This window comes from Ruegeria sp. CL5 (assembly GCF_056536485.1).
Genome location: NZ_JBQFPS010000001.1, coordinates 96,484 through 118,207, shown reverse-complemented (window position 1 = coordinate 118,207; position 21,724 = coordinate 96,484). Strand labels below are relative to the sequence as shown.

Below are 21,724 nucleotides of genomic sequence, written 5' to 3'. Positions count from 1 at the left end.
GAGAGCATTCGGTGACTTTGGGTTTGCTCCAAGCAGCTACAAATTCAACGAGTAACCAAATGCCATTTCTCTAAGCGATTTCAGCCATTGGATGCTTTTTCATAGTTTCATCAGCATTTACTGCGCACCTTAGCGTCTACTTCAGCGCTGGCCTTCCACAGACGCTGACTCGCGAGCCTGATTCACGATCCGATAGACCGATCTCTGAGAAATACTTAAGCGCTGGGCGATCTCGTGCTTCTTGTACCCTTGACCCAGTAGCAGAAGCACCTCGGAGGTTCTCATACGTGCCGTTGGTTTTCTGCCTTTGTATTTACCCTCGGCTTTGGCTTTGGCTATTCCCTCTCGCTGCCGCTCCAACATCATCTCTCTCTCGAATTGAGCGATGGACCCAAGGACATTCAGCATCAGGTTCCCTGTAGCCGTTGAAGTATCAAGGGATATATCGAGTACTCTTAGAGCGACGCCTCTTTGAGTTAAGTCATCCACGATCTCGCCTAGATGCCTGACTGAACGAGCAAGGCGGTCGAGCTTGGTGACAATGAGGACATCTCCTTCTCTGCAGTAGCTGAGAGCTTCACTGAGCGCCTCTCTACGGGCAACAGAGGAGACTTGTTCCGAGTAAATTTTCTCGCATCCAACCTCCGAGAGTGTCTTCTGTTGGGCTTCCAGTCCTGCTTGTTGTTCCAGTGTAGATGTTCTTGCGTATCCGATGATCATGGTGGTGGTCTCCTTTAGGTTCCTAGACGTTGAGGCAATTGCTCGCCAAAAGCCGAGATCGACTTCATTGCCACCATTTCCGCCACCCTAAGCGGGTGGACACAGAACCTTGGCCCATTGGCAGCATTTTTGTCTGGAAACAAAGGGGTGGGGGGTTTTAGAAACCGACTTCAAAAAGGAGGGGGTTTATTGTTCTTATTATTACCTCTGAAAAAACGGTTCCTTAGTGGTGCAGAATCTGAAAGATTCGAGCACCGGACATTTGATGGCTAACAGAAGTTGTCAGATGACCGCTATGAGCCCATACTGCCCACTGGTCAGGATTTGACAAATTCGTGGGAATCCTCTCCATTTATCACGTGCGAGATAGATGGGGAACGACGAGTTGGCTGGAAAAATTAAAAGAGTTGCGGGGTTTAAGTACAGAGTCGAGGAGGATGAATTTGTTAAGTTGTTGAAATCGGCAATGAGAGGAAAAGTGCCTCTCACTTTCGCTTATTGCGAACACAGCAGCAAAAGAAACGAAAAGAATGTATATTTCGGGGCTGATCTAAAACAATCGATGGGCGCTCTATTCAAAGAGGCCAGACGCGTCTACGGCGGAGCAAAAACAACTTACGGAAAGATTGAATTCAATGTTTTTGATGGATGCCTCGAAGCCCAATTCGTGAATTGTAATTTTAGCACAGAGGCACACCTTAAACCTCTAAAAAAATTAGTTACCAAGGCCACTAAGTTGAAGTCTTTCAGGGTCGTCGAAACCCAAGATGACGATCCCAAAGCAGATGTTTCTCAAGGTGACCCAAGTGCAGCTAGCCAAGAGACAGAGCAGGAAACCGAAGCTCCATCAGCAACAGAGAAGGAAGCCAAGACGATTGATACTACTTTAGCGAGCCGTTTGCAGACAATCCGTGAACGTATCAAGCTTGTGCCAAGAAATTACGCCTTGAAACTTAAGGATAGTTATACCGAGGTTGTGAAACTCGTTCATACTGGAGATATCCAGCAGGTTGAGGTGCGAGCGCAAAAGATTGAAGCAGCACTTGATAAAATCGAAAAAGCGATTGAGAAAATAAAAAGGGCATAATTTCTTATGGATTAACTAATGCCTCTTTCACAATGCCGTAGATAACAGAGTTCCCGAAGCCCTTAACGTTTACCCAGATTTGGTCTCTCGCCGAACTTTCCTGAACAAACATTCTAAAATTGGTAAGTTTGGAATGGATGGATGACATTCTACGATCAGATAGACTCCGTCGGTGATGAAGTTTGTCTCGTAGACGTAGGTATGGTTTGTGTATTTGTTTGTTTTGACTGCTTCACAAGCGCGAGTTTTGTATAAAGCGGATGACAGCTTTGTCCGCAAAGCAGAGCTTGATGAACCCTGCTGTTAATGCCCCCTTTGTGCGAACAGTAATGGCTGCACAATCCTATTTCGGTCGAGCAGCAATCCGACAAGTATACAAAGCACTGGGAAGTTGTCTGTTGAAATCTCAAGAGCTCTTATTGACGCCTTAAAGGTCGGAGGTTGAAACCAACTTCAAAGGCAACTACCAACCAATTGATATCAAGTTAAATTAGACGCAGTATCCACTGACCTGTAGCCCCCCAGAGAGCCCCGTAGAGCTCCGTAGGGCGGTCCATTGCGACCTCTTGGCCTTCCCCTACCAGAAAGAAGCAAACGGCCCCGTACTGCTCCTTTGGATTGATCCAATGAAGCCAAGCATCTCGTTGATTGTATTGATGAATTACTGACTCTCAGAGCTACTCAAACTTGACAAACACTCGGAGCCATTCGACGACGCCCTTAGCGTTCATAGTAACCCGCAAGGTAGGACATTATGGTATCTACCGTTAGCGTATTAGAAGTAGACTACAAGCAATCTAATACACATCGTATGGTAAACCCAAATCTTACACATATGAGCAGTAAGTAATTGAAGCAGATAAGGTAATAGTCTCAGTATCTACTGAGAATTCTTCTTCATCAAAGTTCCACCTCTAATGTAGGCTTAACTCCAGCATGCTCAATAAAAGCTTCGGTGAACACTTCTTTTGCAGCATCTATGTCCTTTGCGCGAACAATGAGACAATCATGGATTGGAAGTGCTGGTACATTGTGTTCACGTTTCAGCATAAGGAGAGTTTGATTCATTATGTTTGAGTCAATTGCCTGAAGTTTCAGAGAGTTAAATCCATGAGCTTCTAGATCATTCAAGAAGGGGTAGTACTCTAGAAGCTTAGTTTGGACTGGATTGCTTCTTCTGCTTACCCTTCCATTGCCGACAATTGTGTTTTCCCGCCGAAATTGATCTATAGGCATGTCTCCGTTGACCTTTATGAACCTCTGTGTGGCTCGGTCAAACTGAGGGTCTGATGACCGTCTTGGATGAAAGTACAGGTGTTTCTCGATAACTTCGGAGAAGCTGGGGCAAGTAAGTTTGTTCAGTTCGTCACCTTCAGCGTAAAATAACTCAGCTGCCATCCTAAGGCCTGCTGGTAGTCGTTCCTTTACGATACCGGGGTTGTTTCCGTAAGGGTCGTGAGAGTGAGCGAGAAGTTCGCCTACAAACTCTTCCGGCTCTATGTCGTATTTGTCGTACTCAACGGCTTGACCCGGCTTCAGGCCATACTTTCGCAGTACCGCCATCCCCTCTTCTCTGGTCTGAAGGTCTGATTGCCCCTTAGACCTCAACAGGCTCCATTCCTTGTCTATACGCCTAGTTTCTTCGAATGACCGCTTTGCCGCCAACGCAGGGTTGTCTGTCTTAAGTGAGGAAAACAGATGGGCTTTTCCATTGTATTTATTCTGTAGGTCGGACGGAATTCGACGGCGATAGTAGGCCGTACCTCTACGCCACTCCACGTATTTAATCTTCATACTGATTGGGCCGATTTTGAACCAACTTGCTGTCATGTGTCACCTATTGTGTCACCTAACAGAGCGCAATATCAATCTAACTCTTTGTATTTATTTCATTATCTTCATTGATATGGCGCACCTGAGAGGATTCGAACCTCTGGCCTCTGCCTTCGGAGGGCAGCGCTCTATCCAGCTGAGCTACAGGTGCCTTGGCCGTTAGCTACCCTCGTTCCAATCTGGGTGCAACTGCAAATGCGACCACATCAGGCAAACAGATCGTGGGCCAATTCCAAAGCATCGATCAGCGTGTCGACCTCTTCGGTCGTGTTGTAGAGGCCGAAGCTGGCGCGGCAGGTGGCGGTGACACCCAGATGGTCCATAAGCGGCCCCGCGCAGTGATGGCCCGCACGCACTGCGACACCCTTTTTGTCAAGTATCGTCGAAACATCGTGGGCATGCCCTGCCCCGTCCAGCGTAAAGCTGAAGATTGCGGCCTTGTCGGGTGTGGTTCCCTGAACCTGCAGCCAGTTCAGCCCGTTCAGTCGTTGCATCGCATAGTCGCGCAGACCCGCCTCATGTGATGCAATGTTCTCCATGCCCAAATCCATCATGTAATCCAGCGCAACGCCCATACCGATGGTCTGCACGATGCCCGGCGTTCCGGCTTCGAACTTCATCGGTGGGTCATTGTAGATCACCTGATCTTTTGACACCTCTTTGATCATGTCGCCGCCCCCGATAAAAGGGCGCATTTCGGCCATGCGTTCCGATTTGATGAATATCGCACCTGAACCGGACGGGCCGTACAACTTATGGCCCGTTATCGCGTAAAAGTCGCAGCCGATATCCTCGACATTCACGGGCATATGGACAGCGCCTTGGCTACCGTCCACCAGTACCGGAACACCTTTGGCGTGGGCCGCTTGTGTGATCGATTTGACGTCGACCAGTGTGCCTAAAACGTTTGAACACTGTGTCACCGCCACCAGCTTTGTCTTCGGCCCGATTGCGTCGATGACGGCTTGTGGATCAAGATGACCGTTTGTGTCCACATCAACCCACTTCAGAACGACGCCCTGCCGTTCGCGCAAGAAGTGCCAGGGTACGATGTTTGCGTGATGCTCCATCACGCTGAGCACGATCTCGTCCCCCGCCTGCAGATGCGGCATCGCCCAACCGTAAGCGACGAGATTGATCCCCTCGGTCGTACCCGAGTTCAATACAATCTCTTCCTCGTTCGAAACGCCCAGAAAACGCGCGACAGTGCCCCGGACGGACTCGTACTTCTCGGTCGCAAGATTGGACAGGTAGTGAAGCCCGCGATGAACGTTCGAATACTCATGGGCATAGGCCTGCGTGACTGCGTCAATAACAGCCTGAGGCTTTTGCGCGGATGCGCCATTGTCGAGATAGGTCAGAGGCTTTCCGTTGACCTGTCGCGACAGGATCGGAAAGTCGGCGCGAATTTTCTGTACGTCATACATGGACAAAGGTTCCCTATACAGGCGACAGCCAGAGGACAAACGGGATAGCCACGAGGCCAGACAATAGGATCACCAGAAACGATTTACCCAGCGATTGAAATCGATGCGCTTCGTTGAGGAAATGTAAGGTGATGTAGAGGCTCAGCACCAACATCGCGAGGCTTGCCGGTAAGAACAAAAACGGCAGCACCGAGACCAATGTCAGTATGATCGCCTGCCCGATAATCTGCAGGATCTGCAGCCAGACGACCAGAGTCATGAGGTCGTTGAACGACCCCTCTCCGCCCAGTACCCGCCCTACCAAGAGGAAAGCAACGACGCTGATCAGAATCGCGGCAACTGATACAAACAAGGTCCGCGATAAAGGCTCGGCAAATTGTTGAACTTCTGGGTTAATAAAAGGCATCACAAAGCCGGACAGAGTTTGAACCAACGCATTCAGGATCACGGCAAGAAAGAATGCAATCCACAGCACGTCTGGACCAAAGCGCATTGCCAGCAAACGCTTGGCAGCCTCGGCCGGGTATGTCAGCGTCAGGACGACCATATTCAGCAGCACGGCAGAGTTCATTTAATGGCCTTTTGCGATTGTCTGAGACCGGACAACCAGAACCAGGTAAAAATCGCAACCCATAACATTCCGGCTAGCGTTTGTTCCGGGCCCGGACCGATAAAGCCCGCGACCAACCCGTTCAACAACACCAATGGGGCCGATGCCAACAACGCCCAGAACAACGCCAGCCTTGCGCCATAGCCGTTTCCACGGCCTCCAAAAACCCGTGCCACCAACTGTGAGAGCCACGCCAGAAGATAGAAGAACAGAGGAAGTATGAAGACCGAGCCCAACAAGGCGCCGCCCATGAGCATGTTCAGTTCCAGCCCTTCAATGTGGGCACGGCGTGCAAGGCTTGGCAATTGGGCGATGAAACCAACTACACAGAAGGCCATCACGAATGCCAGCGCACGATCTTCACGCGGGCCCATATCCAACAGGCGACGCACAACACGCCCCGGTCCGCGATACGTGGCAACGATATCTGTTGTGACGGACATCAGCGGCGGCGTGCCAGCCAATCTTGCAATCGTGTGACAATCACCTCGGCCAGAGCTTCATCTTCGATCTCCTGAACCGCTTCCGCGAGGAAAGCCAAAGTCAGCATATCCGTCGCCTCTTTGGTCGGGACACCACGCGATCGTAGGTAGAACAACGCCGTTTCGTCTATCGCACCAGAGGTCGAGCCGTGCGAACAGGCGACGTCATCCGCGTAGATTTCCAACTCGGGCTTGGCGAGAAACTGGCTGTCCTCATCCAGCAGCAAAGATTGGCTGATCTGATATCCATCGGTTTTCTGCGCACCCGCCTTGACGAGGATCTTTCCCTGAAAGACGCCTGTCGCCCCGTTGCGCAACACCTTCTTGAACACCTGACGGCTTTCGCAATTCACCGCATCGTGGGTCACAAATACCGTGTCGTCATGATGGAATTCACCATCTCCAACGCAAGCACCCGCAACATGGACAACGGCATCGTCGCCGGTAAGTTCAACCACCTGCTCGTTCCGCGTCAGAACACCGTTCACAGTAAGTGTGAAGGATTTGTACACAGACTCCGTTCCCATTCGAGTGAACATATGCGTCGCTGCTCGCCGCTGATGATCGCGACCCTGTGCGCGAACATGGTGCAGCGTACCGCCATCGGCGATATCGATCTCCATACATTTGTTGAAACGCGATGCGGCCGGGCCATTTTCAAGGATGGTCACCTCGGCGCCGCTTTCAACACGAACTACATGGTGCAGGATCGCATCCGAGGTTTCCGAAGCATGGCGATAGATCAGGCTGATCGGTTTGGCAGGTTTTCCGGTCACATGGATGGCAACACCATCTGACGCAAATGCAGTGTTCAATGCCGCCAGAGGGCGATGCACCGGGGTCTGACCATTTGCTTCAAGAACACCGTATAACTCTTTGGCCCAATGGATATCTTTGCAGCAGATATCTTCCAACCTGTCGATAGTGACACCTTCCATCGACAGTTCGTCTGACTCTTCAGGGCTAAATACACCATCGATGAAGACAATCTTCAGCCGGTCAAACTCGTTGAACATCGGCGCTTCGTCGTTCTGAAACAACGCCGCCGCGGGTGCTTGTGCCGAGATCAATGTATCGGGCTGGGTATACTTCCAGTATTCATCCCGACGCCCGGGCAGACCCATTTCGCGCACCCGCGCCAAAGCAGCCTCTCGCGCCTTAAGCGTGCAACCCGCATCTGGCATGGTCAGAGCTGCAAGCCGCTCTTCGGTTGCCGTCTGTTTTGCTTGAGCGAGAGCCATCAGTTTACCTCGGCCAGAATGTCAGCATACCCATTGTGTTCAACTTCCAGAGCCAACTCGGGTCCGCCCGATTTGACGATACGGCCATCGGCCATGATGTGCACGACGTCTGGTTTAATGTGATCCAGCAAACGCTGATAATGCGTGATAACAAGGAAACCGCGCCCTTCGTCGCGCAATGCATTCACGCCTTCCGAAACCAGCTTCATCGCATCCACATCGAGCCCCGAGTCTGTCTCGTCAAGGATGCATAACTTGGGCTCAAGCATTGCCATCTGCAGGATTTCGTTGCGCTTTTTCTCACCACCCGAGAATCCAACATTAACTGGGCGTTTCAACATATCCGCGTCGATCTTCAGCGCCTTTGCCTTGGCGCGGATTTCTTTCAGGAAATCCGCCGCAGACAGTTCTTCCTGACCACGTGCCTTACGCTGAGCATTCACCGCTGTGCGCAAGAACGTCATGTTGCCGACACCGGGAATCTCCACCGGATATTGGAATGCGAGAAATACACCAGCAGCTGCGCGCTCTTCCGGCTCCATCTCAAGCAGATCTTCGCTCTCAAGTGTGGCGGTACCATCTGTCACTTCATATCCGTCCCGACCGGACAAGACATAGCTAAGCGTAGACTTGCCAGAGCCATTCGGCCCCATGATCGCATGCACCTTGCCGGCCTCAACCGTCAGATCGACGCCTTTGAGAATTTGTTTGTCTTCTTCCTCAAGTTTTACGTGCAGGTTTTTGATTTCCAGCATTTTTTGTCCTTTTGTATCTCGCAAGGGGCGCAGATTGACCCCTGATAATTGTCTATCCCAGCACCTTGCGGATCACCCGAGCGATGATCCAACCCAGCAGCGCGCCTCCGCCCACTGCCCAGACCGGGTTGATGAAGTCCATGTATTTCGTGTTGACGTAAGCCACCCCCAACAGGCCGCCGATCACCGGCAGCGCGTAGCCAAGCGCTGTCAGCACATCATCCTTGCGGATACGTTGTTGAGGTTTTGGCGTCATCAGCCGACCGATCCCTCTAGGCTGATCGCAACCAATTGCTGAGCCTCCATCGCGAATTCCATCGGCAGCGCCTGCAGCACGTCCTTGCAGAACCCGTTGACAACAAGCGCCACGGCCTCTTCCTCGTCCATGCCGCGCTGACGGCAATAGAACAACTGATCCTCGTCGACCTTCGAAGTCGTCGCCTCATGCTCGACACGGGACGAGTTGTTTTTGACCTCGATATACGGAACCGTGTGCGCCCCACACTTGTCACCAATCAGCAAGCTGTCACACTGGGTGTAATTGCGACTATCCTTGGCCTTTGGATGCATCGAGACCAGTCCGCGATAGGTATTCTGCGCCTTACCCGCACTGATCCCTTTCGACACGATCCGCGACTTGGTGTTCTTGCCCAGATGAACCATCTTCGTGCCAGTATCGGCCTGCTGCATGTTGTTCGTGATCGCGATCGAGTAGAACTCACCCTGGCTGTCATCGCCACGCAGGATGCAGGACGGATACTTCCAAGTCACAGCCGAGCCGGTTTCAACCTGCGTCCACATTACCTTGGAGCGATCCCCACGGCAATCGGCGCGCTTGGTCACGAAGTTGTAGATACCACCTTTGCCGTTCTCATCACCGGGGAACCAGTTCTGAACCGTCGAATACTTCACCTCGGCATCTTCTTCGATAATGATTTCCACCACGGCCGCGTGCAGCTGTGCGGTATCTCGTTGTGGTGCAGTACAACCTTCCAAGTAACTGACATAACTGCCCTTGTCGGCAATGATCAGCGTCCGTTCGAACTGCCCCGTATTTTCCGCGTTGATGCGGAAATAGGTGCTCAATTCCATTGGACAGCGGACACCCGGTGGCACATAGACAAACGAACCATCCGAAAACACAGCGGAGTTCAGAGTGGCATAGAAATTGTCGGATACTGGAACCACGGTTCCGAGATATTTCTTCACCAGTTCCGGATGCTCTCGGATCGCCTCGGAAATCGAGCAGAAGATAACACCCGCTTTTTTCAGCTCTTCCTGGAAAGTCGTACCAACCGAAACCGAGTCAAACACCGCATCGACGGCGACCTTGCGCGCCTCGGCTGGCGCATCTTCGGCACCTTCAACTCCGGCAAGAATCATCTGTTCTTTCAGAGGGATACCCAGTTTCTCGTATGTCGCAAGCAGCTTGGGGTCGACCTCATCCAAGGATTTGGGCTTCTCTTCCATCGATTTCGGACGGGCATAATAATACTGGTCCTGAAAATCGATTTTAGGATAGCTGACCATGGCCCAATTCGGTTCTTCCATCTTGGTCCAGCGTTCGAACGCGGCGAGACGCCATTCGGTCATCCACTCGGGCTCATCATTCTTGCCTGAAATCAGCTTGACGATATCGGGGTTTACCCCCTTCGGGGCGTACTCCATCTCGATTTCAGTTTCCCAGCCGTATTTGTAGGTTCCAACCTCGCGTACCGCATCCACGGTTTCCTGATCGACACCTTCTTTTACCTGGGTCTGGTCCAAAGCGGCCATAAGACACCCTCCGTCAGATCACGCGGCACGCGCGCGATGCTTTTTCTCTTTCTCAAGCCACGTTTCCGCAAAACGCAGCACATTCTCTTCCGTCGTCTCGGGACCAAGCGATACGCGTATCGCACTGGCCGCCGCGTATTCATCAAATCCCATGGCCGTCAGCACAGCACTGGCGCGCACTTTGCCACTGGAGCAGGCTGAGCCTGCACTGATCGCAAATCCTGACAAATCCATCTGCATGACCTGGGTTTCTCCCTTCCAGCCCGGAGTGGCAAAGCACAACGTGTTGGGGAGTCGCTCCTGATCTTTCCCGACAAAAATAGTAGATTTCGATCCGGCCTCAAGAGCGTTTTCTAGAATATTTCTAAGTTCATGAACTTTTTCCCAGACACCATTTGCAAGATCGCGGGATGCAGCTTCAGCAGCCGCACCGAAGCCCGCGATTCCGATAACATTCTCAGTGCCCGAGCGACGACCCATCTCCTGCCCGCCACCTTTGATTTGCGCGGCCAAATCCGTGCCGCGTTTCATCACCAACGCACCGATCCCTTTGGGACCGCCCAGTTTATGTGCAGAAATCAAGGCCATTTCCGCGCTCAGCCAGTTGAACGCGACTGGCAGCTTTCCAAACGCCTGAGTGGCGTCAGTTACAGCCAGATCAGACGGGAGAGATTGAATGATGCCCGTCTCGGAGTTTGCAAGTTGCAATGCAGTTAAGGCGGGATCTGAAACCGTAACTTGCCCGTCTTTCGACACTGGTAAAACTTCATTGGCCCAAGCACGTACCGCATCATGCTCGATCGCGGACCCCTGCAGACCACGTCCTGACATTGCCAACGCCGCCGCTTCGGTAGCGCCCGAGGTAAACACGATGTCAGCGCCATCCGCCCCAAATGCGGTGGCAATCTGTGCGCGTGCTTTCTCGACTAAAGCCTTTGCGGCACGGCCCTCGGCGTGAACGGATGACGGATTGCCGGCCAGATCCATCGCGGCAATCATTGCAGCGCGGGCTTCGGGCCTTAATGGAGCCGTCGCATTATGATCGAGATAAACCCGTTTCATAGATACATCTTTTCCAACATGGATTCCTGTGGAACGAAAATCTGTTTCATCAGCTCAATCGTCCACGATCGCAAACAAGTTTGGAACTGCCGGGCACGGTGCCAGATCATTTCGGATCACATCCGACAACCGCGTTTGATGCAGGAACACATACACATGTGCGCTCAGGCTTTCCCACAAACGATTGGTCAGGGATTGCGCCCGACTGCCGGACGAAGCACCCGATGCCCCCGCCCCTTTGTGCATCGCATCCACGGTTTCATCGACTGCAGCCAAAATCTCAACCACTCGAATTTCGGATGCAGGGCGCGCAAGACGATAACCTCCACCCGGACCCCGAACCGAGCTGACCAACTCAGCACGACGCAGTTTTACAAAAAGCTGTTCCAGATAAGGAAGAGAAATATCCTGACGCTCGGAAATCTCACCAAGTGTCACGAGCTTGTCGGAGGATTGCAGAGCAATATCCGCCAGAGCAACCATCGCATAGCGTCCTTTGGTCGACAGCTTCATATGAATTCCTTGAGGCAAGAACCGCGAAAACATTGACGCCGCCGCAGCCAGTGCGTATCTCCCACTGACAGCGTTTTCACGCGACACAATGTAATTAGAACCGTTCTAAGGTCCCTGACGATTACCGTCAAGATAATCTCGGGGCCGAGGCGTCAAAAAACAGGACTAAAGCACACATGCCCGAGGTGATTTTTCCCGGACCCGAAGGCCGCCTGGAAGGCCGCTACCACCCGCAAAAGGAAAAAGACGCACCGATCGCAATCGTGCTGCATCCGCACCCTCAATTTGGCGGGACCATGAATAACAAGGTGGTCTACAACCTGCACTATGCCTTCTACAACATGGGCTTCACGGTTCTGCGCTTTAACTTCCGTGGCGTAGGCCGCAGCCAAGGCGAATATGATCAGGGTGTTGGCGAGCTTAGCGATGCCGCGTCGGCGCTGGATTATCTTCAGTCCATGAACAACAACTCCAAGCATTGCTGGGTTGCAGGATTCTCATTCGGCGCCTGGATCGGAATGCAACTGCTGATGCGTCGTCCCGAGATCACCGGCTTTATTAGCGTGTCGCCTCCAGCGAACATGTATGATTTTTCTTTCCTGGCCCCCTGCCCGTCTTCAGGCCTGATCATCAATGGGTCGTCAGACCGCGTTGCACCCCCTGCGGATACCACATCGCTGGTTGGCAAATTGCACGAGCAAAAAGGGATCACAATCACGCATCACGAGGTTGAAGGCGCGGATCACTTCTTCCAGGATCGCCACATGGACACGCTGATGACCGACGTGACGGATTATGTGAAGCGTCGCCTGACCGAGAATACGCGCTGATGTCTGATACCATCACCACCCTTGCCTCGAGATTGGCAGAGGATACCATGAAGGTCATGGACGAAACCGGTGAGGATCGGTTTTATGTGGAAGTCGGCGAGCTTTTGGGAGCGTCATCTCAGACGCTGGAAGAAGCGTTTTTGACCGAAGTTCGGGTACGGCTCGCAGAACGCAAGGCCCGTAAGTTTGTGGTCGAGAAATTGTCCGGTCATCGCTCAAAACTCAAAGCGATTGAGAAGCAGTAAAAATTGAATGCAATCTTATTGCGAACAAAAGAAAAGGAGCCCGAAAGCTCCTTTTCGTCAAATCGTTCGGTGGGCGCCTAAACTGGAGTACCCTCTAACCGCTCAACATTCTGGGCTGCATCAATGTCGACGGACCCCCCGTCTGCAAGCCACCCTAGCGCCACGATCAACACCGAAACGATAATGACTGATTTTGCAAATGTCGTCATTCAATCAAACTCGTCAAAAACTAACTAAAACACCCAACCCTCTATCATGCCTCAGGAATATCGAATAGTCAGGTTTACCTGACCTTTGGTAAAGTGACTCTTTATTCTGCGCCGCCAGAATCCTCTTGCCCGACAATAGCCAACTATGGTCAACCTTCCGCGACACTTCGGAAAGGCATCAATCTTGCCCAAAACATATTTCATTCTGCTGCTGGCGGTCATTGCGGAAACCATTGGGACTACTGCACTGCAAGCCAGCCATCAGTTCACCCGCTTTTGGCCCTCTGCCCTGGTGGTGGTTGGCTATGGCAGCGCATTCTATCTTATGGCGCTCACTCTGAAAGTGATGCCTGTCGGGATTGTCTATGCAATCTGGTCGGGACTTGGGATTTTCCTAATAGCACTGATTGGTTTTCTGGTATTTGGTCAGAAACTCGACTGGCCGGCGATCCTGGGGCTTGTTCTGATAATGTCTGGAATTCTGATCATTCACCTGTTTTCTTCGACCGCGGGTCACTGAACGCCGGTTAGGGCTGGTATATTTTGTCGCGCCGCGTTATGCGCCGGGCCAACTTCCCGTTCAAAGGTTGACCTCTCATGGACCTGCGCAATATCGCAATCATCGCTCACGTGGACCACGGTAAAACGACCCTGGTGGATGAGCTTCTTAAACAATCCGGCGCTTTCCGCGAGAATCAGGCCGTTGCCGAGCGCGCAATGGACAGCAATGATCTGGAACGAGAACGTGGCATCACCATTCTGGCCAAGGAGACTTCGGTCGAATGGAAAGACACTCGTATCAATATCGTCGACACCCCCGGCCACGCCGATTTCGGAGGCGAGGTCGAACGCATCCTCAGCATGGTCGACGGTGTTGTTCTTCTGGTCGACGCCGCCGAAGGTCCCATGCCGCAAACCAAGTTCGTAACCTCCAAGGCGCTGGCATTGGGACTGCGTCCCATCGTTGTATTGAATAAGGTCGACAAACCGGATGCCGAACCAGATCGCGCGCTGGACGAATGTTTTGACCTGTTCGCCAACCTTGGTGCTGACGACGATCAGCTTGATTTTCCCGCAATGTATGCCTCGGGCCGTTCAGGTTGGGCAGATATGGAATTGGACGGCCCCCGCAAGGATCTGACTGCCCTTTTCGATCTGATCGTCGATCACGTCCCCGCCCCCAAGCAAATTGAGAAAAAAGACGAGCCGTTCCGAATGCTTGCCACCACGCTTGGCAGCGATCCTTTCATCGGCCGCATCCTGACCGGTCGTGTCGAGAGCGGAACGTTGAAAGCGGGTGACAGCCTCAAGGCGCTCAGCCGTGACGGAACATTGATCGAGAATTTCCGTGCGACAAAGATTCTCGCGTTCCGTGGTCTCGCACAACAGCCTATCGATGTGGCCGAAGCCGGGGACATCGTCACCATTGCGGGAATGAGCAAAGCCACGGTTGCGGATTCTTTGGTTGCTCCGCAAGTAAACGAGGCTTTGCCCGCTCAGCCGATAGATCCACCAACGATCACCGTCACCTTCGGCATCAATGATTCTCCGCTTGCAGGCCGAGACGGTAAAAAGGTTCAGTCCCGCGTCATTCGTGATCGTCTAATGAAGGAGGCTGAATCAAATGTCGCCATCCGCATTAGCGATACACCCGGTGGTGAAGCCTTTGAAGTCGCTGGCCGTGGCGAACTCCAGATGGGCGTTCTGATCGAGAATATGCGCCGCGAAGGGTTCGAACTCAGCATCTCGCGCCCGCAGGTATTGTTCCGCGACGAAGACGGTCAACGCCTTGAGCCCATCGAAGAAGTCACCATCGATGTCGATGACGAATTCTCGGGCTCGGTGATCGAGAAGATCACCGGAGCACGCAAAGGTGAACTGGTCGAGATGCGCCCCGCAGGAGTTGGCAAAACCCGCATCATTGCCCATGTCCCATCACGTGGTCTAATCGGTTATCACGGCGAGTTTCTGACCGACACGCGCGGGACCGGAGTTCTAAACCGCGTTTTCCATGGATGGGCTGCCCACAAGGGATCGATCCCCGGTCGTCGTGCAGGCGTCTTGATCTCAATGGAAAAAGGCCAGGCCGTCGCCTACGCCTTGTGGAACCTAGAGGAACGTGGACGCATGTTCGTGGGGCCGCAAACCGATGTCTATCAAGGCATGGTGATCGGTGAACATTCCCGCGACAACGATCTGGAAGTGAACCCGCTTAAAGGCAAGAAGCTGACCAACGTACGCGCCAGCGGATCGGATGACGCGGTGCGCCTGACGCCTCACATAAAATTCTCTTTGGAAGAGGCGATCGCGTATATCGACGATGACGAACTGGTTGAGGTGACGCCCAATGCGATCCGGCTTCGTAAACGCTATCTGGATCCACATGAGCGTAAACGGATGTCCAAATCGGCCTGATCAATCCCATGAACTTGTTCACGACTTGGAAACATTACCACGTTCGTGACATTTTTACGTCAGCAAAGAAACAACAAAGAAAATGAAGACCTAGCGCGACCGCAGGTCTTCTTTTTGTTTTTTATAGACTAATCGCATTTAAGTGAGCTGGTTCACAGAAATCCAACCAAAAGTTTGCTTGAAAATAGGCGATAGAAAGAAGACTTTGTGTTCAAAGTGTGGCGCCGCACGAGTATACGGCGAGGTAGTTAACGAGTATCTAAGGAGCGTGTGATGCGCATAAAATCCAAACTGTTTTCGATTGCGTTTGCTTCCGCAATCTTACCCTTCATTTCTTCAACTTCCGCTCAGGCCTCTGAAATGTGCACCGTGAGCACGGCCAAACAATCAGTGTCCTCGAACACATTGTGCGCTTGTGACGTCGTTAGTTCTCGCATGTTGCGCTACATCCAACGTCGCGCAGACTTTGAAAGTATTCTGGAACGAACTTTGATCGACTGCCCCGCTTTTGCGGCAGTTTTGACTGACTTGCCTACTGCAAGCATCGGTATTAGTCCGCAGCGCACGGGTGACGGTCTCGCAAATGAAGACGAAAACTTTGTGGGCAACCCGAGCAACTCTTCTGATAATGAATCTAACGGCGAGGAAAATCCACAGGCTGAGAAGGATCCCGAGGATAAAGAAAACCCAAAGGATGAAGAAGAGGCAAAGAATAAAAAAGAAAAGAAGAAAGCGAGAAATAATCGCAAGAAGGCAAAAAAGCATAGAGAAGAGGCCAAAGCAAAAGCGGCCAAAGCGAAGCAGCTCAGAGAAAGGGCCAAATATAGCAGAGACGTAGCCAAAGAGAAAAAGAGGCTGGGCTATGATAAAAAGGCCGAGGAATTCCGCAATGCGGCAAAGAAGTTCAGAGAGCTCGCTGACAGGTATAAGGCACTTGCGCAAGAACAGCGCGATTTGGCCAAACATTATCGGGAAAAAGCCCAACAGTCGCAAAAGCGTTTGGCAAAACTGTCGAAAGCCGAAGCTAAACGGATTAAAGACAAAGCCAAAGCCCAGGAACGCAGAGCTGAACGTTTAAAAGAGGACGATCGGAGTCATTAATTTCTTCGATCAGGGGTGGGCACTACCTTAAGTGTCACTGACGAGAATCAAGGATGGGCGGAGCGAAGAAGCATCCGCCCACTCTATTTGAAGTCAATGAACTCAGCTCTTTCCGTAAACTCCGACCCAGTTTCGCGGTTGTTTAGGATCTTGCATCCTCAGGAACAAATAGCGCGTCGCCTTCCATGGCTTGATCTGATTGGTCAAATTATCCAGAACCAGATCACCTTGGCTCGACCGGTAAACTAATACAGCATGAGAATTTCTGCGTGTATCCAACACAGTCGCAATCAGTAGCTTACGAGGATCGAAGCCAGCCTGAATCAAGTCTCTTTTCTTTAACAACGCAAAGTCTTCGCAATCTCCACCCCGCGACGTAGGAAGCGCCCAAAGTTCACGAGTTTTGTATTGCGATTGGTCCGTGACCTCTCGCGTAGATCGATTAACGCGGCGGTTGATCTCTTTGACAAGCTGCATTTCCTGGCTGGTGGACAAGGAACTGATACCCTTGTGCGCACAGGCCCAGGAATATTGCCGACAAAGCTGATGCGCCCCGGAAGGAGGTGGCGAGGCCGCTACACTCTGAATAAACGCTGCATCTTTCGCCGATGCTTCGGTCCCAATCAGCAGCGATCCGGAAATCAGGATAGCCATACCAAACAGGCCGCCAAATTTGGCGGCGTTCTTGCAATGGGCGTCTAAGGTCTTGCCAAAGATTTTCATGCCTGTCCCTCGAGTCCAATTCAATCCAAGCGATCTGCGTGGATCAGAACCCCGCTGTACATCGGAGCATATCCGCAAACGTTGGCTCTCACGCAATCAATTCTGAGATTGAGTGGAAAAAACGGCGGAAATTCGTCACTCTTCATGACCATTTCCGCGCAAGAAAGTGGCACTTAGCGCCACAATCGGGATAAACGACATGCACAAAGCCAGCAGGGAAGACTGGCAACCTGTTGAAACTAATTGCTTATATTCAGAATAGCGGCAAAGGACACGCCATACTAAAAATCATGACGAGCCCTACGGTTCTAGGGCGGATTGAATATGCAGGATTTATGTCAATTTAGAATCAGCCCGATTCTCAATCGGTAATTTCCACGACAACCAGCTCACGTTCGCTGGCGCCTCGGGCATGATCCAGTGCTTGTTGGTAAGCGGGTGAATTATAGCACTCAACTGCAGCCTCAACCGAGGGGAAACGGGCAACCACATTACGCGGACGTTCCTTGCCTTCCAACTGTACGTACCGCGCGGCACGGGCTATGAACTCACCGCCATGGGCGGCGATCGCGGGACCTGCCAGCTCGGCGTATTTTCCGTATGCATCGGCATCAGTCACAGTGACATGAGCAATCCAGAGTGCAGGCATCTTATCCTCCCAAAACCTGTTCTGCGGCTTTTATGGCTGCTTCAACGTTCGAGGCATCTTTGCCTCCGCCTTGTGCCATGTCAGCCCGACCACCACCACCCTTGCCGCCAAGTTCGGCAACGGCAGCGCGAACCAGATCAACGGCCGAAACTTTGTCAGTCAGATCTGGTGTAACACCGGCGGCAACGGCAGCTTTTCCACCTGTATCTGCGATTAACAACACAGCACCTGAACCCAACCGGTTCTTGTGCTCATCGATCAGCGTTGGCAAGTCCTTTCCGGACACGCCGGTCAGTGATTGGGCGAGGAAGGCCATACCATTGACCTCTTTTGCTTCAGAGCCACCCTGCCCTGTGCCACCAGCCATCGCCAGATCACGGCGCAGTTGAGCAACTTCGTTTTGAAGCGATTTGCGCTCATCCATCAACGATTTCACACGCGCAACAACGTCATCAGGCTGTGCTTTCAACTCCAAAGCAATAGCGCCGAGACGCTGATCCTGAGCCGACAGGTGATTGAAAGCTTCATCCCCAGTAAGCGCCTCAATCCTGCGCACACCTGCGCTGCTGGCGCTGTCGCCGAGAAGGACAAACGTACCTATGTCACCTGTCTGGCGCACATGGGTGCCGCCACACAATTCGATCGACCAGGTCTCACCATCCTGCCCTTTGCCGGTAGGTGCCTTACCCATCGACACGACACGGACCTCATCACCGTATTTCTCGCCAAACAGCGCCTGTGCACCCAGCGCACGGGCATCGTCTGGCGTTATGATACGCGTCTCGACAGCCGAGTTCTGGCGAATAAAGGCATTCACCTCACGCTCGACCTTTTGAATCTCTTCCCGCGTCAAAGCCTTTGAGTGGCTGAAATCAAAGCGCAATCGGTCGGATGCATTTAATGAGCCGCGCTGAGCCACATGATCACCCAGCGTTTCACGAAGGGCTTCGTGCAACAGGTGCGTCGCTGAATGGTTTGCGCGAATGGCCGTACGTCTTGCGTGATCGACTTCAAGCTCAACAGCGTCACCTGTCGAGATCGATCCATGATCAACTGTCACCTTGTGTGCATAGACCTTGCCGTCGGCAAATTTTCTGGTGTCTACAACACGGGAAATGTCATTTCGTTCATCGAGCCTGCGGATTTCACCTGTATCGCCAACCTGACCACCGGCTTCACCATAAAACGGCGTCTGGTTAACCACGACCCAGCCACTGCCGCCTTTCTCAATACTATCGACCAAGGCACCATCGACTACCAGTGCAGCCACCTGACCTTCGGCTTTTTCCGTGTCGTAACCAAGGAAATCGGTAGCACCGGCGGAATCTAACACATCGAACCAGACGACCTGATCAGCTGCTTCGCCAGAACCAGCCCAGGCAGCGCGCGCCTTTGCTTTTTGTTCGGCCATAGCGGCATCAAACCCATCAGTGTCTACTGTACGTCCTTTCTCGCGCAGCGCATCCTGAGTAAGATCCAGCGGGAAACCGTATGTGTCATAAAGCTTGAATGCCGCATCACCCGGCAGCGGATCACCTTCCGACAAACCAGAGACCTCGTCATCAAGCAGTTTCAAGCCGCGATCCAAGGTTTGTTTGAACCGCGTTTCCTCCAGCAGCAATGTTTCTTCAATCAGAGGCTGCGCCTGACCAAGTTCGGTGTATTGCGCGCCCATCAGTTGAACCAGAGTTGGCACCAAACGGTGCATCACCGGATCTTTGGACCCCAACAAATGCGCATGGCGCATCGCGCGGCGCATGATACGGCGCAGAACATACCCCCGCCCATCATTTGAGGGCATCACTCCATCCGCGATCAGAAACGACGTTGAACGCAAGTGATCCGCAATCACGCGATGATGTACGTTCTGATCCCCATAAGGATCAACGCCGGTCGCGTCCGCGGAAGCTTCGATCAGCGTTTTGAACAGATCAGTGTCATAGTTGTCATGGCTGCCTTGCAGCAGTGCGCCAATGCGCTCCAGTCCCATGCCAGTATCGATCGACTGCATATCGAGCTCGACCATAGAGCCGTCTTCGAACTGCTCGTTTTGCATGAAAACGATGTTCCAGATTTCGATGAACCGGTCGCCATCTTCTTCGGCGGAACCCGGAGGGCCACCCCAGATGTGATCGCCGTGATCATAGAATATCTCGGTACACGGGCCACATGGCCCGGTTGGACCCATCTGCCAGAAGTTGTCATTGGTGGCGATGCGAATGATCCGGTCTTCGGGAACTCCTACCTTCTTCCAAATTTCAAAGGCTTCGTCATCAGTATGGTAGACCGTCGCCAGCAGGCGGTTCTTGTCGATCCCAAATTCTTTGGTGATCAGCTCCCAGGCGAATGGGATTGCTTCCGGCTTGAAGTAATCTCCGAACGAGAAATTTCCCAGCATTTCAAAGAACGTATGATGGCGCGCGGTATAGCCCACGTTATCCAGATCATTATGCTTGCCACCTGCGCGCACACATTTCTGCGCTGTGGTTGCACGATGATAATCGCGGGTTTCTACGCCGGTAAACAGGTTCTTGAATTGAACCATACCTGAGTTCACGAACATCAACGTCGGATCATTGCGCGGCACCAATGGGCTGGACGCAACCACTTCGTGGCCTTGCTTGGCAAAGTAGTTCAGAAAGGTCGAGCGGATATCATTCAGCGTGGGCATTTGGGCTCTCTCAACGCGCATTCATAATGGTCTGCGAAGGTTTAGCCCTCTGTCCGAGGAGTGTCCACAGCATTGGACGGCCCAAACGAAACAAGGCGGCCCCCTTAGGCCGCCCCGTTCCAGGTATTCTCAGCACGATCGGAGTGCCGGGGGATTTCTGCTGATGCCGTCAGAGTGCATTACGCTTCGAGGATATCATCCTCTTCCGCCTCGGGGGGCATTTCAAAATCCAGACCGTGAGCCGCGCGAATCTTGTCTTCGATCTCCAACGCGGCGCGGGAATTGTCACGCAGATATTGCTTGGCGTTTTCACGCCCCTGCCCGATCCGCTCGTCGCCATAGCTGAACCATGAACCTGACTTTTCAACCACTCCGGCTTTAACGCCCAGGTCTAGCAATTCGCCCATCTTGCTGATGCCTTCGCCATACATGATGTCAAATTCCACCTGCTTGAACGGCGGCGCCACCTTGTTCTTCACAACCTTGACGCGGGTCTGGTTGCCGACCACCTCGTCGCGATCCTTGATCGCGCCGATGCGGCGGATATCCAGACGAACCGAGCTGTAGAACTTCAGTGCGTTGCCACCGGTCGTGGTTTCGGGGCTACCGAACATCACGCCGATCTTCATCCTGATCTGGTTGATGAAGATCACCATGCAGTTCGAGCGATTGATCGAGCCGGTCAGTTTGCGCATTGCCTGGCTCATCAGCCGGGCCTGAACGCCCACGCTGCTATCGCCCATGTCGCCTTCCAACTCGGATTTCGGCGTCAGGGCCGCAACCGAGTCGACCACAACCATGTTCACCGCACCAGAGCGCACCAACGTATCAGTGATCTCAAGCGCCTGTTCACCGGTATCGGGCTGCGAAATCAGCAGTTCATCCAGATCAACACCCAACTTGCGGGCATATTGCGGGTCAAGTGCATGTTCTGCGTCTACAAAAGCGCAAACACCGCCACGTTTTTGCTGTTCAGCAATGCAATGCAGTGTCAGCGTGGTTTTACCCGAACTTTCAGGCCCGTAGATTTCAACAATCCGCCCCATCGGTAGACCACCGATACCCAACGCAATATCAAGGCCCAGTGAGCCGGTCGAGCTTGCCTCGATATCCTGCTTGGAATCCTCGCCCAACTTCATGATCGAGCCCTTGCCGAACTGCCGTTCGATCTGAGCCAATGCGCTGTCGAGCGCCTTTTGCTTGTCTGCGTTTTTCTTGTCGCTCATCGTCAGAAGATCCGCCATTGTCCTGTCACTATCCCTTTTGTCACACCCTTTGACGGGCGGCAATCGCTGCTTTGTTCGCCTCTTGTTCCTTATGGGACCAAAAAGAGAACATTTCAACTAAAACTTATGAAATTCAGTCTTAGGCAATT

The 21,724-nt window shown here is 52.5% G+C and carries 22 protein-coding genes and 1 tRNA gene; 6 read left to right on the top strand and 17 right to left on the bottom strand.

The window, feature by feature from the left end:
* Positions 1–141 precede the first annotated feature (141 nt).
* The gene (locus tag ACR0IU_RS00580; RefSeq protein ID WP_480714895.1) at positions 142–720 is read right to left on the bottom strand and encodes a recombinase family protein; all 579 of its coding nucleotides are present in this window, start codon (positions 718–720) and stop codon (positions 142–144) included.
* 370 nt (positions 721–1,090) lie between these two features.
* On the opposite strand from ACR0IU_RS00580, the gene ACR0IU_RS00575 reads away from it, so the two are divergent.
* Positions 1,091–1,807: a hypothetical protein gene (locus ACR0IU_RS00575; RefSeq protein ID WP_480714894.1), complete on the top strand. Its 717-nt coding sequence runs from the start codon at positions 1,091–1,093 to the stop codon at positions 1,805–1,807.
* Between the two features lie 900 nt (positions 1,808–2,707).
* Here the strand turns inward: ACR0IU_RS00575 and ACR0IU_RS00570 are convergent.
* The 11 genes from ACR0IU_RS00570 to iscR all read right to left on the bottom strand — a co-directional run bounded on the left by ACR0IU_RS00570 (position 2,708) and on the right by iscR (position 11,506).
* Positions 2,708–3,637, bottom strand: a complete 930-nt coding sequence (locus ACR0IU_RS00570; protein WP_480714893.1) for a DUF6538 domain-containing protein — start codon at positions 3,635–3,637, stop codon at positions 2,708–2,710.
* 77 nt (positions 3,638–3,714) lie between these two features.
* Positions 3,715–3,791: transfer RNA gene (locus ACR0IU_RS00565), tRNA-Arg, on the bottom strand.
* 55 nt (positions 3,792–3,846) lie between these two features.
* On the bottom strand, positions 3,847–5,067 hold the full coding sequence (locus ACR0IU_RS00560; protein ID WP_480714892.1) for a cysteine desulfurase: 1,221 nt from the start codon (positions 5,065–5,067) through the stop codon (positions 3,847–3,849).
* A 13-nt stretch (positions 5,068–5,080) separates the two neighbouring features.
* On the bottom strand, positions 5,081–5,638 hold the full coding sequence (locus tag ACR0IU_RS00555) for a Yip1 family protein (protein ID WP_480714891.1): 558 nt from the start codon (positions 5,636–5,638) through the stop codon (positions 5,081–5,083).
* On the bottom strand, positions 5,635–6,120 hold the full coding sequence (locus ACR0IU_RS00550) for a YIP1 family protein (RefSeq protein WP_010440201.1): 486 nt from the start codon (positions 6,118–6,120) through the stop codon (positions 5,635–5,637). Before ACR0IU_RS00550 ends, ACR0IU_RS00555 begins: the two co-directional genes overlap by 4 nt.
* The gene (gene sufD / locus ACR0IU_RS00545; RefSeq protein ID WP_480714890.1) at positions 6,120–7,400 is read right to left on the bottom strand and encodes a Fe-S cluster assembly protein SufD; all 1,281 of its coding nucleotides are present in this window, start codon (positions 7,398–7,400) and stop codon (positions 6,120–6,122) included. Before sufD ends, ACR0IU_RS00550 begins: the two co-directional genes overlap by 1 nt.
* The gene (gene sufC, locus ACR0IU_RS00540; protein ID WP_480714889.1) at positions 7,400–8,155 is read right to left on the bottom strand and encodes a Fe-S cluster assembly ATPase SufC; all 756 of its coding nucleotides are present in this window, start codon (positions 8,153–8,155) and stop codon (positions 7,400–7,402) included. The genes sufD and sufC overlap by 1 nt, the downstream gene beginning before the upstream one ends.
* 52 nt (positions 8,156–8,207) lie before the next feature.
* Positions 8,208–8,411, bottom strand: a complete 204-nt coding sequence (locus ACR0IU_RS00535; protein WP_010440204.1) for a hypothetical protein — start codon at positions 8,409–8,411, stop codon at positions 8,208–8,210.
* Positions 8,411–9,931 (bottom strand): Fe-S cluster assembly protein SufB, encoded by a 1,521-nt coding sequence (gene sufB, locus ACR0IU_RS00530; protein ID WP_480714888.1) that lies wholly within the window; start codon positions 9,929–9,931, stop codon positions 8,411–8,413. The genes ACR0IU_RS00535 and sufB overlap by 1 nt, the downstream gene beginning before the upstream one ends.
* 18 nt (positions 9,932–9,949) lie before the next feature.
* The gene (locus tag ACR0IU_RS00525; protein WP_480714887.1) at positions 9,950–10,993 is read right to left on the bottom strand and encodes a cysteine desulfurase family protein; all 1,044 of its coding nucleotides are present in this window, start codon (positions 10,991–10,993) and stop codon (positions 9,950–9,952) included.
* Positions 10,994–11,047: 54 nt separating this feature from the next.
* Positions 11,048–11,506, bottom strand: a complete 459-nt coding sequence (gene iscR / locus ACR0IU_RS00520) for a Fe-S cluster assembly transcriptional regulator IscR (RefSeq protein WP_480714886.1) — start codon at positions 11,504–11,506, stop codon at positions 11,048–11,050.
* A gap of 176 nt (positions 11,507–11,682) precedes the next feature.
* Between iscR and ACR0IU_RS00515 the strand changes: the two genes are divergently transcribed.
* Complete coding sequence (locus ACR0IU_RS00515) at positions 11,683–12,336, top strand: alpha/beta hydrolase (RefSeq protein ID WP_480714885.1); 654 nt, start codon at positions 11,683–11,685, stop codon at positions 12,334–12,336.
* The gene (locus tag ACR0IU_RS00510; RefSeq protein ID WP_480714884.1) at positions 12,336–12,581 is read left to right on the top strand and encodes a hypothetical protein; all 246 of its coding nucleotides are present in this window, start codon (positions 12,336–12,338) and stop codon (positions 12,579–12,581) included. Before ACR0IU_RS00515 ends, ACR0IU_RS00510 begins: the two co-directional genes overlap by 1 nt.
* 77 nt (positions 12,582–12,658) lie before the next feature.
* Here ACR0IU_RS00510 and ACR0IU_RS00505 read toward each other — a convergent pair whose 3' ends face one another.
* A complete protein-coding gene (locus ACR0IU_RS00505) occupies positions 12,659–12,790 on the bottom strand; it encodes a hypothetical protein (RefSeq protein ID WP_259462621.1) in 132 nt (43 codons plus the stop codon).
* A 184-nt stretch (positions 12,791–12,974) separates the two neighbouring features.
* On the opposite strand from ACR0IU_RS00505, the gene ACR0IU_RS00500 reads away from it, so the two are divergent.
* From ACR0IU_RS00500 to ACR0IU_RS00490, 3 genes are all read left to right on the top strand, one after another.
* Entirely contained in the window at positions 12,975–13,310 is a 336-nt protein-coding gene (locus ACR0IU_RS00500) for a DMT family transporter (protein ID WP_480714883.1), read from the top strand.
* A gap of 77 nt (positions 13,311–13,387) precedes the next feature.
* Positions 13,388–15,205, top strand: coding sequence for a translational GTPase TypA (gene typA / locus ACR0IU_RS00495; RefSeq protein ID WP_480714882.1), 1,818 nt, complete (start codon positions 13,388–13,390; stop codon positions 15,203–15,205).
* A 273-nt stretch (positions 15,206–15,478) separates the two neighbouring features.
* Positions 15,479–16,306, top strand: coding sequence for a hypothetical protein (locus tag ACR0IU_RS00490; RefSeq protein ID WP_480714881.1), 828 nt, complete (start codon positions 15,479–15,481; stop codon positions 16,304–16,306).
* A gap of 102 nt (positions 16,307–16,408) precedes the next feature.
* Here the strand turns inward: ACR0IU_RS00490 and ACR0IU_RS00485 are convergent, their stop codons facing one another.
* From ACR0IU_RS00485 to recA, 4 genes are all read right to left on the bottom strand, one after another.
* Positions 16,409–17,029 carry a transglutaminase-like cysteine peptidase gene (locus tag ACR0IU_RS00485; protein ID WP_480714880.1) on the bottom strand — a complete coding sequence of 207 codons (621 nt, stop codon included), beginning with the start codon at positions 17,027–17,029 and terminating at the stop codon, positions 16,409–16,411.
* Between the two features lie 361 nt (positions 17,030–17,390).
* Positions 17,391–17,678, bottom strand: a complete 288-nt coding sequence (locus ACR0IU_RS00480; RefSeq protein WP_480714879.1) for a DUF1330 domain-containing protein — start codon at positions 17,676–17,678, stop codon at positions 17,391–17,393.
* 1 nt (position 17,679) lies between these two features.
* Positions 17,680–20,349, bottom strand: a complete 2,670-nt coding sequence (gene alaS, locus ACR0IU_RS00475) for an alanine--tRNA ligase (protein ID WP_480714878.1) — start codon at positions 20,347–20,349, stop codon at positions 17,680–17,682.
* 179 nt (positions 20,350–20,528) lie between these two features.
* The gene (gene recA / locus ACR0IU_RS00470) at positions 20,529–21,593 is read right to left on the bottom strand and encodes a recombinase RecA (RefSeq protein ID WP_010440218.1); all 1,065 of its coding nucleotides are present in this window, start codon (positions 21,591–21,593) and stop codon (positions 20,529–20,531) included.
* Positions 21,594–21,724 lie beyond the last annotated feature (131 nt).

What these genes read in the sequence shown, in the direction of transcription:
- ACR0IU_RS00580 (WP_480714895.1), bottom strand. Translation starts at nt 720, where the DNA reads ATGATCATCGGATACGCAAGAACATCTACACTGGAACAACAAGCAGGA.
- ACR0IU_RS00575 (WP_480714894.1), top strand. Translation starts at nt 1,091, where the DNA reads ATGGGGAACGACGAGTTGGCTGGAAAAATTAAAAGAGTTGCGGGGTTT.
- ACR0IU_RS00570 (WP_480714893.1), bottom strand. Translation starts at nt 3,637, where the DNA reads ATGACAGCAAGTTGGTTCAAAATCGGCCCAATCAGTATGAAGATTAAA.
- ACR0IU_RS00560 (WP_480714892.1), bottom strand. Translation starts at nt 5,067, where the DNA reads ATGTATGACGTACAGAAAATTCGCGCCGACTTTCCGATCCTGTCGCGA.
- ACR0IU_RS00555 (WP_480714891.1), bottom strand. Translation starts at nt 5,638, where the DNA reads ATGAACTCTGCCGTGCTGCTGAATATGGTCGTCCTGACGCTGACATAC.
- ACR0IU_RS00550 (WP_010440201.1), bottom strand. Translation starts at nt 6,120, where the DNA reads ATGTCCGTCACAACAGATATCGTTGCCACGTATCGCGGACCGGGGCGT.
- sufD (WP_480714890.1), bottom strand. Translation starts at nt 7,400, where the DNA reads ATGGCTCTCGCTCAAGCAAAACAGACGGCAACCGAAGAGCGGCTTGCA.
- sufC (WP_480714889.1), bottom strand. Translation starts at nt 8,155, where the DNA reads ATGCTGGAAATCAAAAACCTGCACGTAAAACTTGAGGAAGAAGACAAA.
- ACR0IU_RS00535 (WP_010440204.1), bottom strand. Translation starts at nt 8,411, where the DNA reads ATGACGCCAAAACCTCAACAACGTATCCGCAAGGATGATGTGCTGACA.
- sufB (WP_480714888.1), bottom strand. Translation starts at nt 9,931, where the DNA reads ATGGCCGCTTTGGACCAGACCCAGGTAAAAGAAGGTGTCGATCAGGAA.
- ACR0IU_RS00525 (WP_480714887.1), bottom strand. Translation starts at nt 10,993, where the DNA reads ATGAAACGGGTTTATCTCGATCATAATGCGACGGCTCCATTAAGGCCC.
- iscR (WP_480714886.1), bottom strand. Translation starts at nt 11,506, where the DNA reads ATGAAGCTGTCGACCAAAGGACGCTATGCGATGGTTGCTCTGGCGGAT.
- ACR0IU_RS00515 (WP_480714885.1), top strand. Translation starts at nt 11,683, where the DNA reads ATGCCCGAGGTGATTTTTCCCGGACCCGAAGGCCGCCTGGAAGGCCGC.
- ACR0IU_RS00510 (WP_480714884.1), top strand. Translation starts at nt 12,336, where the DNA reads ATGTCTGATACCATCACCACCCTTGCCTCGAGATTGGCAGAGGATACC.
- ACR0IU_RS00505 (WP_259462621.1), bottom strand. Translation starts at nt 12,790, where the DNA reads ATGACGACATTTGCAAAATCAGTCATTATCGTTTCGGTGTTGATCGTG.
- typA (WP_480714882.1), top strand. Translation starts at nt 13,388, where the DNA reads ATGGACCTGCGCAATATCGCAATCATCGCTCACGTGGACCACGGTAAA.
- ACR0IU_RS00490 (WP_480714881.1), top strand. Translation starts at nt 15,479, where the DNA reads ATGCGCATAAAATCCAAACTGTTTTCGATTGCGTTTGCTTCCGCAATC.
- ACR0IU_RS00485 (WP_480714880.1), bottom strand. Translation starts at nt 17,029, where the DNA reads ATGAAAATCTTTGGCAAGACCTTAGACGCCCATTGCAAGAACGCCGCC.
- ACR0IU_RS00480 (WP_480714879.1), bottom strand. Translation starts at nt 17,678, where the DNA reads ATGCCTGCACTCTGGATTGCTCATGTCACTGTGACTGATGCCGATGCA.
- alaS (WP_480714878.1), bottom strand. Translation starts at nt 20,349, where the DNA reads ATGCCCACGCTGAATGATATCCGCTCGACCTTTCTGAACTACTTTGCC.
- recA (WP_010440218.1), bottom strand. Translation starts at nt 21,593, where the DNA reads ATGGCGGATCTTCTGACGATGAGCGACAAGAAAAACGCAGACAAGCAA.